This is a genomic window from Altererythrobacter chaiwopuensis, assembly GCF_054957755.1.
The window spans coordinates 218,189-234,782 of record NZ_JBTXJG010000002.1 but is presented as its reverse complement, the minus strand read 5'-3'; the positions used below and the strand labels follow the sequence as shown (position 1 = coordinate 234,782).

12 protein-coding genes are annotated in these 16,594 nt (G+C 62.6%); 5 read left to right on the top strand and 7 right to left on the bottom strand.

Features of this window, described 5'->3' with window-relative positions:
• Window positions 1-59 precede the first annotated feature (59 nt).
• The gene (locus ACX2DJ_RS11700; protein ID WP_462572824.1) at window positions 60-581 is read left to right on the top strand and encodes a septal ring lytic transglycosylase RlpA family protein; all 522 of its coding nucleotides are present in this window, start codon (window positions 60-62) and stop codon (window positions 579-581) included.
• A 51-nt stretch (window positions 582-632) separates the two neighbouring features.
• On the opposite strand, the gene ACX2DJ_RS11695 is transcribed toward ACX2DJ_RS11700, so the two are convergent.
• Together ACX2DJ_RS11695 and ACX2DJ_RS11690 are read right to left on the bottom strand one after the other, a co-directional pair.
• The gene (locus tag ACX2DJ_RS11695) at window positions 633-1,076 is read right to left on the bottom strand and encodes a CHRD domain-containing protein (RefSeq protein WP_462572822.1); all 444 of its coding nucleotides are present in this window, start codon (window positions 1,074-1,076) and stop codon (window positions 633-635) included.
• A 74-nt stretch (window positions 1,077-1,150) separates the two neighbouring features.
• The gene (locus ACX2DJ_RS11690; RefSeq protein ID WP_462572821.1) at window positions 1,151-1,915 is read right to left on the bottom strand and encodes a hypothetical protein; all 765 of its coding nucleotides are present in this window, start codon (window positions 1,913-1,915) and stop codon (window positions 1,151-1,153) included.
• Between the two features lie 1,041 nt (window positions 1,916-2,956).
• Here ACX2DJ_RS11690 and ACX2DJ_RS11685 point away from each other — a divergent pair.
• Window positions 2,957-4,429, top strand: a complete 1,473-nt coding sequence (locus tag ACX2DJ_RS11685) for a reverse transcriptase domain-containing protein (RefSeq protein WP_462572820.1) — start codon at window positions 2,957-2,959, stop codon at window positions 4,427-4,429.
• Window positions 4,430-4,886: 457 nt separating this feature from the next.
• On the opposite strand, the gene uvrA is transcribed toward ACX2DJ_RS11685, so the two are convergent.
• Entirely contained in the window at window positions 4,887-7,811 is a 2,925-nt protein-coding gene (gene uvrA, locus ACX2DJ_RS11680) for an excinuclease ABC subunit UvrA (RefSeq protein WP_462572818.1), read from the bottom strand.
• On the opposite strand from uvrA, the gene ACX2DJ_RS11675 reads away from it, so the two are divergent.
• From ACX2DJ_RS11675 to ACX2DJ_RS11665, 3 genes are all read left to right on the top strand, one after another.
• Complete coding sequence (locus ACX2DJ_RS11675) at window positions 7,773-8,804, top strand: helix-turn-helix domain-containing protein (protein ID WP_462572817.1); 1,032 nt, start codon at window positions 7,773-7,775, stop codon at window positions 8,802-8,804. The genes uvrA and ACX2DJ_RS11675 overlap by 39 nt on opposite strands.
• Window positions 8,805-8,882: 78 nt before the next feature.
• Window positions 8,883-10,436 (top strand): serine hydrolase, encoded by a 1,554-nt coding sequence (locus ACX2DJ_RS11670; protein ID WP_462572815.1) that lies wholly within the window; start codon window positions 8,883-8,885, stop codon window positions 10,434-10,436.
• Window positions 10,437-10,732: 296 nt separating this feature from the next.
• On the top strand, window positions 10,733-11,383 hold the full coding sequence (locus ACX2DJ_RS11665) for a hypothetical protein (RefSeq protein ID WP_462572814.1): 651 nt from the start codon (window positions 10,733-10,735) through the stop codon (window positions 11,381-11,383).
• A gap of 2 nt (window positions 11,384-11,385) precedes the next feature.
• On the opposite strand, the gene ACX2DJ_RS11660 is transcribed toward ACX2DJ_RS11665, so the two are convergent.
• The 4 genes from ACX2DJ_RS11660 to ACX2DJ_RS11645 form a co-directional block, all read right to left on the bottom strand.
• Window positions 11,386-13,488 carry a TIR domain-containing protein gene (locus tag ACX2DJ_RS11660; RefSeq protein WP_462572812.1) on the bottom strand — a complete coding sequence of 701 codons (2,103 nt, stop codon included), beginning with the start codon at window positions 13,486-13,488 and terminating at the stop codon, window positions 11,386-11,388.
• 332 nt (window positions 13,489-13,820) lie between these two features.
• Window positions 13,821-14,570 (bottom strand): ABC transporter ATP-binding protein, encoded by a 750-nt coding sequence (locus ACX2DJ_RS11655; RefSeq protein WP_462573083.1) that lies wholly within the window; start codon window positions 14,568-14,570, stop codon window positions 13,821-13,823.
• Window positions 14,570-15,547, bottom strand: coding sequence for a FecCD family ABC transporter permease (locus ACX2DJ_RS11650; protein WP_462572811.1), 978 nt, complete (start codon window positions 15,545-15,547; stop codon window positions 14,570-14,572). The genes ACX2DJ_RS11655 and ACX2DJ_RS11650 overlap by 1 nt, the downstream gene beginning before the upstream one ends.
• A complete protein-coding gene (locus ACX2DJ_RS11645) occupies window positions 15,544-16,431 on the bottom strand; it encodes an ABC transporter substrate-binding protein (protein WP_462572810.1) in 888 nt (295 codons plus the stop codon). Before ACX2DJ_RS11645 ends, ACX2DJ_RS11650 begins: the two co-directional genes overlap by 4 nt.
• Window positions 16,432-16,594: the final 163 nt, after the last annotated feature.

The window sequence follows — 16,594 nt, the reverse complement described above, 5'->3', positions numbered from 1 at the left end:
CGCCGATTTGCACAGCGCCGATTTGCGCTGTTCGCCGTACCCGGTGTAAAAAGCGCTCCATGGAATGGGAGGCTGTCCCGGCTGGAGCGCGCCTGTGGCTTGCGCTTGCGCTCGGCGCGCTGCTGGCGGCGGGCGTGCAGGCGCAGGAGTCAGATCCCGCCCCCTCGCCCGATTTCGAAAGCGGGTTTGCGGAATTCGACATACCGCCGCCCCCGCACAACCACCCCGAGAGCGCAGTCGACCTGGCTACGCTTGCTCCGCCGCCGCCCCCCGGCGAAGTGGTGCAGCAACTCGGCAGCGGCCGCGCGTCATACTACGGACGCCGCTTTGCCGGCCGCCCCACCGCCAGCGGTGAGCGCTTCGATCCGGGCCAGCTCACCGCCGCGCACCGCACGCTCCCCTTCGGCAGCAAGGTGCGGGTCATCAACCCGAAAAACGGGCGCTCGGTGGTGGTTCGCATCAACGACCGCGGCCCGTTCCACGGCAATCGCGTGATCGACATCAGCCGCGCCGCCGCCGAGGAAATCGGCCTGGTCAGCAGCGGCGTGGGCGAGGTCGAACTCGAGCTCCTCGCCGACTAGCGCGCCCGCGCCCGCACCAGCGCTCCCACGCGCCCACAGCCCGCCGCCGGCCTATTCGCCCAATTGCCCGCGGATCGCGCCCTCGGGAAAAGCTGCGGTGTGGACATTGACGTAATAGCGCTCCGGGCTGCGCGCGATCTTCTTCAGCAATTCGGCATCGACATCGGTGCACACATCGTCACCGCTGTCGCCCGCCAGCTCCAGCGCAGCGACGGGCGGCCCATTCTTGCCCGGTGCGGCTTCATGGATATGCGCGGCGGTGAATGTGTCGAGCCCGTCAACCTCGAGCAGATAGCACATCCGCCCCTTTGCCAGGTCCAGTTCGGCGGAAAAATCGCCGCTGGCTTCCTCGCCCGCGCCGGTGTGGTCCACTTCGTTCTCGCCGAACAGGCTGGCCCCGACATAGGCGAAATTGCCGCTATCCTGCGCGGCAGCGGCGCCCGCGATCCCCAATGCCAGCGCCAGCGCGCCAGTTGAAGCAATACCGAACTTCATCCAGTCTCTCCCGCAACAAAAGCGCCCCGCACCGAGCATACAACAGGCGAGCGAGTCGGGCCAAGCAGCTGCGGCTAGCCGGATTCGAGCTCCTCCTCGCCGGAAACCAGCCACCACAAATCCATCCCCGCCTCGAAAGCGAGCAATTGCTGCCATTCAACCTCGCCCGCATCGCCCAATTGGCTGACCGGCGGGGCATCGGCGGGCCGCGCCGCCTCCATCGCCCGCAGGCGCAGCTCGAGCGAGGGCTCGGGCAGGGATTCGCCCGCCTCCTCCGCCGCATCTTCCGCCGGGTGATCCCCATGCGATGGAACACATGGAACACGGTCCTGATGTAAATTTTCCGCCCCATCGTGAGCTCCTGCGCAGGCAGGAGCCCCGGGCTGCTCGCACGGCGGCTCCACCAGCTCCTCCCCGCGCCCCAGCGCCTCCACCGCATCGTCGAGATCGGCCAGCGCGGCGCTCACCTCCGCCCGCTCGGCCAACTTGTCGAGCCGGGCAAGATGCGCGAGCAGCAACCGGTCGGAATAGCGGCGGCGCGTCGCCACCTCCTCGCCGTGATAGAACACCGCTTCCTCCCACCCGTTGAGCGCACGGTCGGCCAGCACCTCCTCGGCATGTTGGCGGGCCGCCAGCAGCGCCGCATCCCACAGCGCCGCGAACGCGGGGGACTTGCGCCGCGCGCGATAGGCGGTTTGCGGGCTGACCGAGCCCGCGCGGCAGGCAAGCCGCACATTGCCGAACTGCGCCAGGTGCTCGAGGAATGCGGCCCTGGCGCGGGGGGTGAGGATGGAATGGCCCTCTCCCTGCGGGCCAGCGAGCGACACAAGCGCGTTCATGCTGCTCCTCCAACGCTGGTGGATGGCGATGTATCGGGCCGAAGGCCCGCAAGGGCGACCGCCCGCCCGAGCTTATGCGAGGAAATCGCGAGCGCGGATGCGCTTGCGGAAAACAAAAGGTTCATAGGTCCGGCTCCGTGAGGGGAAAAGGACCGAACTAGTTATACCTATTGGTGTGTGTAGGACAGTTTTCCCCTCATTCGTCATCCCGGCCCCCGAGCCGGGATCCCGCTTACTTCGGGTGCGCCGGAAAAGGGATCGGGACCCCGGATCAGGTCTTCCTGCGGAAGAGCTTCGCTTCCCGGGGTGACGAAGATGGCGGATGCCCGCGCCGGCGCTTGAGGCCAACAAAAGCGCAAATGGACCGAGCTATTTATACAGGAGAGGGTGTGTAGGACAGCGCCCGCTCAACTCGTCATTCCCGCCCCTTCGGAAGCGAAGCTGTGGCGCAGCCACACCGGCTCAGGATGAGCGGGAATCCATCGAACCAAAATGCCGCAATCGTCATCCCGGACTTTTTATCCGTCATCCCGGCGGAGGCCGGGATCCAGCTTACTTCTGGCGCGAGAGTTAAGGAGCGGGACCCCGGATCAAGTCCGGGGTGACGGGAAAATTTAGCGTGCTGCCCGCGGAATTACTGCTGCCCCCGGAATTCTATGGTTCGCTCCTGATGGAGTGGAGGTGACCGGGTTAGCTATACTGGGATTGGGGAGTAGGACAGCGTTGCGACTAGCGGTAACGGCACGATTGGTGAAAAAACTGTGCCCGCACCTTGAAAGCTGGTGTGAACCTTCCTACAATCAAATAATCACTACGGTGAGTTGTGTGTTAAGACTGTCAAGCCCAATATGCTCGATCAGCGCGGTGAGTAGTGCCATTGTGTAACCTCCTGCCAAATCGTCGTCGCGGTGCTTGGTCGGACCGAGCTTCTTGAAGAAGAAACTCGTTAACCCGACAATACAAGTATAACATACTTCGTCGTACCTCTTCAGGTCAGAGCCTTCGGGCTCGCATACAATGGTGAGGGCCGGGCCAAAGTTGATGAAGACAACAGGTGCCGGCCCCTCTCGCCCCACTCCGTGGGATCCCAGCTTCGAAGATCAGAAGCACTATCCTCATTTCGATGCGCCGTTGCGGCTCTCCGAAATCAAGAAAATCGTCAATGACCCTAAGAGAGTCGCCGCAAACGCGTTCTTTCCTCTCATTCAGTATGAGAAGAAATGGCAGCCGTTTCGAAAACCGGCGAGCAAATCGACTGGTGTAGGTAAGCCTCAGCGTCCGACCCAAAAATCTCGATTGATTAGATATGCGGCCCGAAGAGATGCATATATTTTTGCGCGATACCGACGAATCTTATCGCCACTCTATGAACTCGAACTTCAGAAGCGAGACATCACTGATGTACCAATCGCTTATCGCAAAATTCAGGGCCCGAATGGCAAAGGCAAGTGCAACATAGAATTTGCGAAGGATGTGTTCGACACAATCACCAGTCTTGGTGAGTGCTACGTAATCACCTTAGACATCTCCAAATTCTTCGAGAGTTTGGATCATCAGCGCATAAAGGGCATTTGGGAGGCCCTGTTGGGAGTTGGGTCGCTTCCAGCAGATCACGAAGCAGTCTTCAATGCACTTTCAGATTACCGATGGGTCGATAGGACAGAAGCATATCGAAGGTTGGGATATTTCGGCGAGAAACTGACCGCCAAAGGAGAAAAGATCGAAGGTTATCTGACTCCGTTCGCGAAGATGCCAAAGCAGCTTTGCACGCCCGCCGAATTTCGCGACAAAATTGCAGGAAAAGGCAAGACGCCTTCTATCATTAAATCCAACGAACATGCGCACGGTATCCCGCAGGGAACTCCGATTAGCGACTTGATCGCCAATGTGTACATGATGGATTTTGACCAGCATATCAAAGGCTTGGCGGTCAAATTTGGCGGACGCGCATATAGATATTCGGATGACATCCTTCTGGTTGTCCAAGCTGACTCAGATACTGCGGCGCTCAAAATAGAGGAAAGCGTGCGAAAATCCGTGTCGAAATTCGGCAATGAGCTTAAAATCAAAGAAGATAAAAGCAGCGTCCACCATTTTTTTCCCGACGGCGATGATCAAGCGTTCCGCAGAATTACCGGAAAGGGAGCCAACGGGCTCGAATATTTGGGGTTCCGTTTTGACGGAAAACGGGTCTTCATTCGCGACTCCACTCTCTCAAACCTCAAGCGAAAGATGACCTTCGCGGGCAGAATAAGAGCGAACAAGCACAAGAAACGATTTTCCGACCGCACATCGGAGGAACTGATTTTAACCTTCAATTTCGACCACTTTTTCCAAACTTTTGTCAGGGTTGAAGACTTCGATTCCACATCTTCCGTGCGCCAATGGACATTTTGGACTTACGCTCGACGAGCAGTGGATGCCTTTGGGCAACGTGGAAAACCCATCGACAAGCAGCTTAAATTCCTCAAGCCGGACGGACGTCGTCAAGTAGAAAGCGAATTGAGGTCTTAAGATAGCCCCTCTACTCCGTTGCTTCGCGCTGCCGATCAAGCATCCTTCGACAAGCTCAGAATGAGCGGACCTATAACGGCAGGCGCAACATCTTCGTGTCTTAGTGTGAGCAAAAGCTGGACCCCGGCCTGCGCCGGGGTGACGAGGTACGGGGGCCTGCGTCGGGGTGACGGTTAGGGTGTGGCTCAGGCTGAACGTGCCCCTCCACCATGCGTTGCATGGTCCCCCTCCCCGTTTCGGGGAGGATCTAATCCGCCGCTTCGCGCTGCCGACAAGCTCAGGATGAGCGGATGTGGTCCCCCTCCCCGTTTCGGGGAGGAATTCATCGTGCCCAACTTCTGACGTGGGTACACCCACCCCTCAATCCCCTCCCTCAAGGGAGGGGAGGACTTACTCGCCAGCGTCGTCCATCTGGATTGCCGCGCCGCCTGTCGGCGGCTCGCAATGACGGTTTACCTTACTCCGCCGCCTCCCGCTGCCGATCAAGCATGGGTTTCAGATACTGCCCGGTAAAGCTGCGCGGTTCTGCCGCCACCTGCTCCGGTGTGCCCTGCGCCACCACTTCCCCGCCGCGCACGCCGCCATCGGGGCCAAGGTCCAGGATCCAGTCGGCCGTCTTGATCACATCCAGATTGTGCTCGATCACCACCACCGAATTGCCCTGGTCGACGAGGCGGTGCAGCACTTCCAGCAGCTTGCGCACATCCTCGAAGTGCAGGCCGGTGGTCGGCTCGTCCAGAATGTAAAGCGTCTGCCCGGTACTGCGCTTGGCCAATTCCTTGGCCAGCTTCACCCGCTGCGCCTCGCCGCCGGACAGCGTGGTGGCCTGCTGGCCCACCTTGACATAGCCCAGCCCCACCTCGTTCAGCATATGCATCTTGTCACGGATGGGGGGCACGGCCTTGAAGAAACCCTCCGCATCCTCGATCGTCATGTCGAGCACGTCGGCGATGGAGTGGCCCTTGAACTTCACCTCCAGCGTTTCACGGTTGTAGCGCTTGCCGTGGCATTCCTCGCAAGTGACATAGACATCGGGCAGGAAGTGCATCTCGATCTTGATCAGCCCGTCGCCATGGCACGCCTCGCACCGCCCGCCCTTGACGTTGAAGCTGAAGCGGCCGGGCTTGTAGCCGCGCGCCTGCGCCTCGGGCAGGCCGGCGAACCAGTCACGGATATTGGTGAAGGCGCCGGTGTAGGTGGCGGGGTTTGAGCGCGGGGTGCGGCCGATCGGGCTCTGGTCGATCTCGATCACCTTGTCGCAATATTCGAGGCCGGTGACCTTGTCATGGCTGCCCGCCACCACGCGGGCCCCGTTGAGCGCGCGCGCGGCGGCGGCATAGAGCGTGTCGATGGTGAAGCTTGACTTGCCGCTGCCCGATACGCCGGTAACGCAGGTGAAGGTGCCGAGCGGGATGGCGGCGGTGACATCGCGCAGGTTGTTGGCGCGGGCGCCGTGGACGGTGAGCTTGTGGCCGTTGCCCTTGCGGCGGGCGGCAGGCACCTCGATCCGGCGGCGGCCGGTGAGGTAGTCGGCGGTGAGCGAGCCGGGGGCGCGCAGCACGTCTTCCAGCGTGCCCTGCGCCACCACCTCGCCCCCGTGGACGCCCGCGCCGGGGCCAAGGTCAACGATATGGTCGGCGCTGCGGATCGCATCCTCGTCATGCTCGACCACGATCACCGTATTGCCGAGATCGCGCAGGCGTTTGAGCGTTTCGAGCAACCGGTCATTGTCGCGCTGGTGCAGGCCGATGCTGGGCTCGTCGAGCACGTAGAGCACGCCGCTGAGCCCGCTGCCGATCTGCGATGCGAGGCGGATGCGCTGCGATTCCCCGCCGCTCAGCGTGCCGCTGGTGCGATCGAGGTTGAGGTAATCGAGCCCGACATTGTCGAGGAAGCCCAGCCGCTCGTTGATCTCTTTCAGGATGGCGCGGGCGATCTGCTGCTGGGTGTCGGTAAGCTGCGCCTCCAGCCGCAAGAACCATGCCTTGGCGTCGGCCACGCTCATCCTGGTTGGCTCTGCGATGTCGGTGCCCGCAACCTTGACCGAAAGCGCTTTCTCGTTGAGCCGCTTGCCGCCGCACGCCTCGCACGGCTGAGCGGTCTGGTATTTGCTCAGCTCCTCGCGCATCCACGCGCTCTCGGTCTGGAGCATCCGGCGGTTGAGATTGCCGATCACCCCCTCGAACGGCTTGGAGACGGTGTATTCCTTGCGCCCGTCCTTGAAGGTGAGCGCAACCGGCATCCCGCCAGTGCCGTGGAGGATGATCATCCGCTGGTCCGGCTCAAGCTCGTTATACGGCGTGGTCAGGTCAAAATCGTAAGCCTTGGCCAGGCTGGCCAGCACCTGCATGTAATAGGGCGACGGCGGATTGCTCTTGGCCCATGGCACCACCGCCCCCTGCTTGAGCGAAAGCGCCTCGTTCGGCACCACCAGCTGCGGATCGAACAGCAGCTTCTCGCCGATCCCGTCGCATGTGGCGCAGGCGCCCTGCGGCGCGTTGAAGCTGAACAGGCGAGGTTCGATCTCCTCGATGGTGAAGCCCGAAACGGGGCAGGCGAATTTCTCGCTGAACACGATGCGGTTGGCGGGGATGCCGGCGCCTTTCATTCCCGAGGTTTTCGCGTGGCTTTCGACAAGCTCAGGCTGAGCGGAACTGGGCGCTACATCCGCCAGATCGACATAGGCCAGCCCCTCGGCCAGCTTCAGAGCGGTTTCGAAACTGTCGGCCAGCCGCGTTTCAAGGCCCTCCTTCACCGCCAGCCGGTCAACCACCACCTCGATATCGTGCTTGTATTTCTTGTCGAGCGCAGGCGCTTCCTCGATCGGATAGAACTCCCCGTCAATGCGCACGCGGGTGAAGCCCGCCTTCTGCCATTCGGCCAGCTCACGGCGGTATTCGCCCTTGCGGCCGCGCACCACCGGGGCGAGCAGGTACAGCCGCGTGCCTTCGGGCAGCGCCATCACCCGGTCGACCATCTGGCTAACGGTCTGCGCGCTGATCGGCTCGCCAGTGGCGGGCGAATAGGGCACGCCCACCCGCGCCCACAGCAGGCGCATGTAATCATAGATCTCGGTAACGGTCGCCACGGTACTGCGCGGGTTGCGGCTGGTGGTCTTCTGCTCGATCGAGATGGCGGGCGAAAGCCCGTCGATATGCTCGACATCGGGCTTCTGCATCATCTCGAGGAATTGCCGCGCATAGGCGCTCAGGCTTTCGACATAGCGCCGCTGCCCCTCGGCATAGATCGTATCGAAGGCGAGCGAAGACTTGCCGCTGCCTGACAGGCCCGTGACCACGATCAGGCTATCGCGCGGCAGGTCGATATCGAAACCCTTGAGGTTGTGCTCGCGCGCGCCCCTTACTTTGATGTGGGTCAGCATGAGCGAATCTCATGCAAGGCGGAAATATGCGTGAGTGCCATGCTGGGCCGTGTTCCGGTAATGTTCGCAATTGTCAAGGGGCTTCTGTCGCCACTTGCGAGGTGTGAACCGCTCGCCCACAGCGCAAGGCTTGACAGCACTGTATTATATCGACAACACAGTATGATGTTAACGGACTTGGGGTTTCAACCGGCAGCTTCTGGCTGGCGGCGAATGGGTGGCGGCGGCGGCCCGGTGGGCTGGTTCAATCAGCGCACCGAAAGCCTTGCGATCTCGCTGGCCTATTATCCGCCCGGTCACGAACAAGAGCTGCATTGCCATGATCATGCGCAACTGACCTTCCAGCTGGCTGGCATGTTGCAGGAGTGCATTTCCCGGCAGGAATATGAAGCTTTGGGGAGCGCGATCGGCTTCAAACCCGCAGGATCTCGGCATAAAGACCGGTGGGGCGCGGCCGGAGCCATGCTGCTGACACTATCGATGCCGCAGGAATTGGCGGACCGGCTGCTTGGTGCGCAAGAGCCGGGATGGACGCCCAATTCATTGCCATCGTCAACCATCCAGGCAATCGGACTGTTGCTCGCTGGCCAGCCCGCAGAATTCAAAAACGAGACGGAGATTGACCTTCTGGCCCTGGCCAGGCGACGTGAAGGGTTTGCGGCGCCGCAGCAGGCACCGCAATGGCTTACGCGTGTCAGGGACGCGATCGCCGGCGATCCGGCGGGCTGCAGGATTGAACACATTGCTGAAGCCGCAGGGGTCCACCGGGTCTATCTGGCGCGCCAGTTCCGCCGTTATTTCGGAACCAGCCCGAGCCTGTTCAGGCGGAGCATGATGACTGCGAGCCTGATAAACCATATGTCAAACGGGGATCTGCCGCTTTCCCTCAGCGCCCAGGATGCAGGCTTTTACGACCAGAGCCACGCCGCAAAGTCGCTGCGCGGCGAGTTGGGAATCAATCTGTCCCAGGCCCGCGCATTATTCCGCTGTTGATGGTTTCATCGATACAAGCCGTGCCGTCTTTCGCATCCTATCGTGTGCGGCAATCAGGCAATTTGCGAAAGACGATCGATGACCCGGAATTCCCTCAAATCTCTCCTTGCGGCAACGTGCATCGCGGTCACCTTCCCCTCAATGGCGGCGGCACAGGAAACCCGGACTGCGCCCGCGATAGAGGCCCAAGATATGGCGTTCAAACGCGACCTTGATGCACTGGTAAACGATACCCTGGCGCGGTTCGACCGCGTGCCGGGCCTGGCGGTGGCAGTGACCCGCAGCGATGGACCCGTGCTGGCCAGGGGCTGGGGCATGGCTGATCTGGAACGGCAAATTCCGGCAACTGCGGATACGAGATATTACATTGCATCGACCACCAAGGCCTATGTCGGCACCGCGCTGGCTGTGCTGGATGCGAGGGGCGAAATCGACCTCGACTGGACGCTGGCCGAATTGGCACCCGATGTCACATTCAAGCCGGAAGTGCGCGCAGGCGAGGTCAGTTTGCGGCACATGATTTCGCTGCGGCATGGTTTGCGCAATGATGCGATCCCGTTCCGGCTGGCCTATAGCGGGCAGGCGGACACACAGACCCTGTGGTCCCTGCTGAGCCGGACCGAAACCAATCCGGACGCTCCGCTGGGGACATTCCAGTACAACAATCTGGGATTCAACCTGGCCACTCTGCTGATCGAGCGCAGACTGGGCATGAGCTGGCAGGAAATTCTGGAGAATGAGGTCTTCGCGCCGCTTGGCCTGCGTCAGACGCACGCCCAGGGCTTGATCCAAGCGCGCAAGGCAGCGCAATTTGCCGCGCCCTACCAAAGCCTGCATCCCGATGGGACCGAGCGGCTCTATCTCGAAAAGCATGACGATACGATGCAATCGGCAGGCGGGCTCTATTCCAGCGCCAATGACATGGCATCCTGGCTCCAGTTGCAATTGAGCGCGGCCAGCAGCTCTGCCCGCCCGCCCTTGGCGCTCGCGGCGGCCCAGGCGCACCAGCCGTTAAGCAGTTTCAACAAAAGTTTCGGACCGTCGATCAAGCGCACAGGCTACGGTCTGGGCTGGTATTCAGGCCCCTATCGGGGTGCCACCCTTTATCACGCATTCGGATCATTTTCCGGAACGCGCGCCCATGCGTCTTTCCTCCCGAAACATGACCTTGGTGTAGCAGTGATGGTGAATGACGAGGGAACGGGCTTCATGCTGGCCGATGTCATCGCCGACTTTGCCTATGGCTGGTTCATTCTTGGACCGGAGCAGGCCAGGGGCAATGCCGCTCAGGCAATGGATTTGCTGAGTGCAGGATCCGCCAGGCAGATCGAGAAAATGCGCCAGAGCATCGCCCAGCGCGCGGAACGGAGCTGGCTGCTTTCGCTTCCCGCAAGCGCCTATGAAGGCAGCTATTGCAACCATGCCTTCGGAACGATCGCGGTTCAGTCCAAGGACGATGGCCTTTTCATGCAACTTGGCCGCCTGAAGGCAGCGATGGAGCCCTTTACCGAGAGCGATTCTGCGCGGGTCGAGCTTGTCCCCGGCAGCGGCCAGGTGATCCGCTTTCAAATCGCGGATGGCCGCGTGGAGAGCTTGCAGGCCGATGGGCAGGATTACCCGCGCTGCGATTGAAAACACAGAAATACCCTTGAGGCTATGCTCGCGCGCACTGCAAGGCGCCCAGCCCCACCCTTCCGCACAGACATTTACATTTCCCCGATTCAGGCGCAGTCTGCCACGTAGGCGCTGTGTCTGACAGAGCAGCGCAAGATCGGCACCCAATAGGCTGAATGCCCGCACGAATGGCGGGCGAAAAGCAAGACTGGAGGTGCCGCAACGCAATCGGGTCTGCAAAGCAGCTGCGCAAGCCGGGGTAATACCCCTGTGCCGGCCTGCGCGCCCATGCGTATCAAGGGGAAAGGGAACCGATGATGGAACAGCAAATGTCCGCGCAGATGCAAAGCTCGCCGCAGGATGACAAGAAGGATCGCAAACTGACGATAACGGTCACGCCAACATTGCATTGGAACAGCACCGATCCGCTCGATATCACTGCGTCGATTGCCTTTGCGGCGTCAGACTGCAAGCCAGCCGATACCGCAACGGTCGATAGCGCCACCGGCAAGATCGATATCTCGCACATGCCTCCAGACACCGGCTACAATGAGAATATCGACATCGAACTTTTGCTCGATACGAGCCAGATGAAGGACGCCAATGGCAACCCCTTGACCGGTAACGCTACCCCGCGCTGGGCAAAGGATGACGAAGGGCCGACCTATACGGATTCGAAGGGCAAGACCAAGCATCTGGGCTTTGGCTGGTTCTGCAAGATCAACGATCTTGGCCCGCCGCTGGATTACGATGTGTCGCCTCCGATCAGCATCGACAAGATGAGCTTCAATCGGAGCAGTGGCACCAAACTGCTGATCGATGACGATACGCCCGATGCCAGCCCCGCCTATGCCTACATGATGGCGTTCGTGCTGCCAGGCTCCAATGACTACTATATCAGCATCGATCCGATCCTCACCAGCAAGGGGCTGGGGAGTAATGATTCCTTCATGCTGAAGAAATAGCGTTACCGTTCGCGAAGATAGGCGGGGTGGCGGTAGCCCCGCCTGTCGAGCCTTTCAGCAAGCTGCATCGCGTCCTCGCTTCGCCCGAGCCGCTTCAGCAAGATATATTTGTCGCCCTCCGCCCCCGGGTGCGAGGGTGACAGCGCAAGGGCTTCCTCCCAGAATTGCCGGGCACGCGCGCGATCGCCCGATTTCAGCGCAATGTCGCCGGCCACGCGCCGCATTCTGGCCGAAAACGCCCGATCCCCCTCATCGCCATACTTTTCCAGCAAGGCCAGGGCCCGGTCGGAATAAGCCTGCGCCCGCCCAATCTCGCCCAACGCCAATGCCAGCCTTGCGCGATTGCCAAGTTCGATCCATTTCAGTTCGCCCGACCAGATCGTGTTGACCGGATCGGCTGCAATCATCTTTGTCAGCAATCCCGCCGCTTGATCGAGCAAGGCACGGCTTGCCTCGAAGCGCCCGGCATAAATCATGTATTCCGCCTGTGCGAACTTTCCGCGCACTTCGGTTTCCTGCCATTCGGTATTGTCCGGCTCCAATGCCCTCAACTGGCTGCCGACTTCCAGCGAGCCTTCGATAGCGTCAATCGCCGCGTCGACTTTGCCCGAATTGAGCTCCTGCTCTGCGAGAAACTGCATCACCACGGCAAGGCGATATTTGGCGGGCGCGTTGGCAGGATCGCGCCGCAGGATATCCTCATAATGCGCAGCTTCACGCCGATGCAGTGACAGGGCCTGCGCAATCTTGCCAAGCTGCGCACGAGTTCGGCCAAGCCAGTTGATCGTCGCCCCGACTTCAATCTGCCTTCCGGCATCGTAACCTTCGCTTTTGGCGACCGCTTCGATCCGTTCCACACCCCGGACGAAGAAGGGCTCCGCTTCGGCGAAGCGGCCTAGTCCGAAAAGCATCACCCCCAGATTGGTTTCGGCATAACTGCTTTCCAGCTGCCATTCGGGCTTGGCGGGATCGAGTTCCACCAGCCGCGCCGCCAGCCGCTGATATTCGCGGAACTGCGCCTCGGCCTGCTTGGTCTCGCCGCGTTCAAAAGCTATGGCGCCAACCCAGAACACACTTTGCGCATGGTCGAACACCCGCTGTGCATCGTCCGGATTGCGTTCGAGCAGCTCGCCGGTCGTTTTCGCTGCCTGTTCGAACGCCGCCAGCCCCGCCGCGCTATCGCCACGCAGATTGCGGATTTCGCCCACCAGATGCAGCGCGCGGCTGCGCCGCCCCAGCGAATCCGCATCAAGGCTGGATAGCTTCTGCGCCGCATAATAATCGAGCGCGCGCTGGCCCACCACGTCCAGCGCATCAAGCCGACCGACAGGCTCGAGCTTTTCGCGCAAATCGGTGAGCATGAATTCGATCAACCCGTCGGCCTCGGCGCGCTGGCGTTCGGCTTCGTCGCGCGCCTGCACCGCCACCCAGGCGAGCGTGCTCATCACCAGCGCCAGCAAAAGCGATGCGGCGACCACGATCCGCGTGCGCAGCGTGCGCCGCCGTTCGTCGCGATTGACCAGCTCGTCGAGCCTGACCCCCAGCATCGCCGCCGCGATCTTCAGCTTGGCGCGGCGCTTGCCGTCGCCGCTATCGCGCGCATCGGCTGCCAGCGGGGTGTCGACCAGCGTGTTGGTGATCGTCAGATCAGGCGCCACTTCATGCGTCAGCGCCCTGGGAAAGCATTCCTGCTCACCGCCGCCCGGCTCGCCATCTACGATCAGCGCCAGCACCTTGTTCGGATTGCGGTGCGTCTTGAACCAGGCGATCTCGCGATTGACCCATTGCGACTGTGCCGATCGGGGCGAACAGATCACGATCAGGAATTCGGAATCGGCCAGCGCTTTTTCCACCGCTGCACCGATGCTGGTGCCGGCGGCTTCTTCCTCGCGATCCTTGAACAGGGGGTGCAGCCGCGCGGGCACCTCGCCATGGGCAGCCTGCTTGCCCACCAGGGCGGCGGGCGTGCGATAGGTCTCGATCGCGTGATGGAGCCACTTGCCCCACTTCGCATCGGCCCAGCTATAGCTGATGAACGCCTTGTAGCGGTAGTTGCTCACCCCTGCTCCTTTGCCCAGGCGCAGCGCGATGGGTGCATGGCGCATCCATCCTGCGCTCGGCGACCTGCGCCAGTCTACTCGATCCTTGGGTCAGAGCAAAGGGATTGGCGCATGCGGGGGCGTGGAGGCTGATGCGCCGCAAAAATCCCGGCAATGCCCGAACTTCAGGCATTTTTCTCGCGTTCACCCCGGGTGCCCTACAGGAAAAGTGAAGTCGCGGCAGGGCGCCTGAAGCGGCAGGTACGGCTTCTCTTTGCGAGTCTATTCCTGAGCCTTTCGGGTCGCGCCAGGGCCGCAGGTCAGGGTCGCAAGAGACGGGCCTTCGGCCCGGCCGGGCATGCTCCTCTCCCGCATGTCCGGCATTTTCCTGTGGCGCGCTATTCCGTCACCAGCGCGAATGCGCCCGGTTCACCGATCCAGCGCGCGGCAACACCCCAGCCCTGAGCGATGATCGCAGGCGTGAGCGCCTGCTGCGGCGCACCGTCGGCCAGCAGCAATCCTTCATGCAGCACCAGCACCCGTTCGGCATGGTTCATCGCAGTGGCGAGATCGTGCACCACCAGCACCACCCCCGCACCCGCCTGTGCCACTGTGCGCAAATGGCGCAGCAAACCGCGCTGATGCGCCAGGTCGAGCGCGGCAAAGGGCTCGTCAGCCAGGATCCATTGCGGTTCGCCCGCCAATACACGGGCCAGCAGCGCACGCGCCTTCTCGCCGCCCGACAGGTGTGAAACGGGCCGCTGTCTGAGCCTTCCCAGGTCGAGCGCGGCAATCGCCGCCTCCACCGCTGCCTTGCCGGAGACGCCCAGATCATCGCGGTGCGGCATACGCCCCAGCCGAACCAGGCTTTCGACCGCGACATCCCATGCCACTTCAGCTTCCTGCGGCAAGTATCCGATCAGCTGCGCACGCCTGCGTGGATGCATGGAAGAAAGCGCCTCTCCCCCCAGCGTGACCGCCCCTGCCGCCGGATCGAGCAGCCCCGCCAGCGCCATCAGCAGGCTGGACTTGCCCGCACCATTGGCACCGCAGATCGCGGTCACCTGGCCCGGTTCGAGCACAGCGCCGATCCCTTGCAGCACCGGCACGCCGCCACGATGGAGCGAGAGGTTGTCCGCCGCCAGCATCACAGCCTCCCCTGCCGCATGCGGATCAGCAGCCACAGGAAGAAGGGCGCGCCCAGCAGGCTGAGCGCAATGCCCAGCCGCAATTCGGTCACCAGCGGCAAAATACGCACCGCGCTATCCGCCGCCAGCACCAGGCAGGCCCCGGCCAGCGCGCTGGGCAGGATCAGGCTGGATGGCAACCGGTCGGTCAGCGGGCGCACCAGATGCGGCACGATCAGCCCGACAAAGCCGATTATGCCCGCCACCGCCACGCTCGCGCCCACGGTAAAGCCCACGCCGCCCACCAGCAGCGCCAGCAGCGCTCCGGGCCGCACGCCGAGCGAGCGCGATGCGGCCTCGCCCAAGGTCAGCGCATCGAGCGGCTTGGCGGCCAGCACCAGAAGAGCGATCCCCACCGTAACCAAGGGTGCAGCCAGCATGACTTCGCGCCAGCTGCGATCGGTCAACGCGCCGTTGAGCCACAGCACGATCTCGCTCATGGCGAAGGCATTGGGTGAAAGCGTGATGGCGAGCGCAGTGAGCGCGCCGGCCAGGCTGGCGATCATCAGGCCCGCCAGGGTGAACAGCGCGATCCCGCCGGTGCGCCCCGCGATCAGCGCCAGCAGCGCCATGCCCGCTCCGGCACCTGCCAGCGCCATCAGCGGCAGCAGCCAGGGGCTCGCCGCCCACGGCAGAATGGGGCCGAACCACAGGCTCGCCACCGCGCCCAGCGCCGCCATCGGCGCGATCCCGAACAGGCCGGGATCGGCCAGCGGATTGCGTAGATAGCCTTGCATTGCCGCCCCCGCCGCGCCCAGCCCGGCCCCGATCGCCACCGCCAACAGCGCGCGCGGCAAACGCAGTTCCATCAGGATCAGCGCGGCGTTCGGCCCGCTGCCCGCAATATCGAACGGATCGATCCACACCCGCCCGGCCAGCAGCGAAAGCGGCATCAGCAGCGCCAGCAGCAGGGCGAAGACCAGCGCGGCGCGGTTCATGTTGCTGCGCCCCTGATCTCGGCCAGCCGCTCGGCTGCGCGGATCATGCTCGGCCCCGCGCAATAGAGCAGCGCGGGATCGAAATGCGCGACGCTTGTATGGCGCAATTGGCTTAGCGCCGGATTCTGCTGTGCAGGCGCATCCCCCGCCACCAGCAGCACTTGCGGAGGGTCGGCCAGTAGCGCTTCGAGCGAAAGATAATCGGCCTGGCCCATCCCGCGCGCCGCGCTAAGGCTGGTAAAGCCCGCTTGCCGCATCAGGTGGCTCACCAGCGTGGCCTGGCCCGGCACGATCTGCCCCGGCTGCCACAGGATTGCGGAAACCGGCGTTGCACCGGCGGGCGCGGCGCTGCGCTCTAGCGCGGCCGCTATCCGTTCGGTCAGGGCTTCGCCGCGTGCGCCCTGCCCCAGCAATGCGGCAATTTCGCGCATTTGGGCATAGCTCGCCTGCGGCGTATCCGCGATGCCGAATGTCACTACCTCGATGCCCAGATCGGCGAAAGCCTGCCGCGTCGCAGGCGCGATGAAGCTGCTCGCCAGCACCAGATCGGGGGCCAGAGCAAGCACTTCCTCCACCGTCCCGCCGGTAACGGGAAAGCGTGAGGCGACCTGCTGAGGGATCGAACTCGACAATGGATCGCGGCTGTAATGCGATAGCGCCAGGATCTGGCCGGGCGCGGCGACCTCTACCAGCACTGCATCTACGCACGGATTCAGGCTGACCACGCGCGGCGGCGCGGCGTTCGTTTGGGCAAGTTCGGGCACGTCACGGCCAGTGCCCGCGCCAGCGCCGCCGCAAGCCGCCAGCGCCAGAGCGGCGGCCAGCGCAAGGCATCGCCGGGCCGCTGCCCGATGTTTCGCCATGACTGAAAATTTGCTGCCCATCGCACCCCTTTGCTGGGGCGTGCGATAGATGCCCCGCCGTGCGCCTGCAAGCGGATCGCGCCCTGCCCGCTTCCGGCCCGGGATCGATAACGCGGCGTTAACCCTCTCGCAGAACCAAGCCTTAGCGCCCGCCGATGTAGGACAGCGGCAATCAAGAACATGT

What these genes read in the sequence shown, in the direction of transcription:
- ACX2DJ_RS11700 (WP_462572824.1), top strand. Translation starts at nt 60, where the DNA reads ATGGAATGGGAGGCTGTCCCGGCTGGAGCGCGCCTGTGGCTTGCGCTT.
- ACX2DJ_RS11695 (WP_462572822.1), bottom strand. Translation starts at nt 1,076, where the DNA reads ATGAAGTTCGGTATTGCTTCAACTGGCGCGCTGGCGCTGGCATTGGGG.
- ACX2DJ_RS11690 (WP_462572821.1), bottom strand. Translation starts at nt 1,915, where the DNA reads ATGAACGCGCTTGTGTCGCTCGCTGGCCCGCAGGGAGAGGGCCATTCC.
- ACX2DJ_RS11685 (WP_462572820.1), top strand. Translation starts at nt 2,957, where the DNA reads ATGAAGACAACAGGTGCCGGCCCCTCTCGCCCCACTCCGTGGGATCCC.
- uvrA (WP_462572818.1), bottom strand. Translation starts at nt 7,811, where the DNA reads ATGCTGACCCACATCAAAGTAAGGGGCGCGCGCGAGCACAACCTCAAG.
- ACX2DJ_RS11670 (WP_462572815.1), top strand. Translation starts at nt 8,883, where the DNA reads ATGACCCGGAATTCCCTCAAATCTCTCCTTGCGGCAACGTGCATCGCG.
- ACX2DJ_RS11665 (WP_462572814.1), top strand. Translation starts at nt 10,733, where the DNA reads ATGATGGAACAGCAAATGTCCGCGCAGATGCAAAGCTCGCCGCAGGAT.
- ACX2DJ_RS11660 (WP_462572812.1), bottom strand. Translation starts at nt 13,488, where the DNA reads ATGCGCCATGCACCCATCGCGCTGCGCCTGGGCAAAGGAGCAGGGGTG.
- ACX2DJ_RS11655 (WP_462573083.1), bottom strand. Translation starts at nt 14,570, where the DNA reads ATGCTGGCGGCGGACAACCTCTCGCTCCATCGTGGCGGCGTGCCGGTG.
- ACX2DJ_RS11650 (WP_462572811.1), bottom strand. Translation starts at nt 15,547, where the DNA reads ATGAACCGCGCCGCGCTGGTCTTCGCCCTGCTGCTGGCGCTGCTGATG.
- ACX2DJ_RS11645 (WP_462572810.1), bottom strand. Translation starts at nt 16,431, where the DNA reads ATGGGCAGCAAATTTTCAGTCATGGCGAAACATCGGGCAGCGGCCCGG.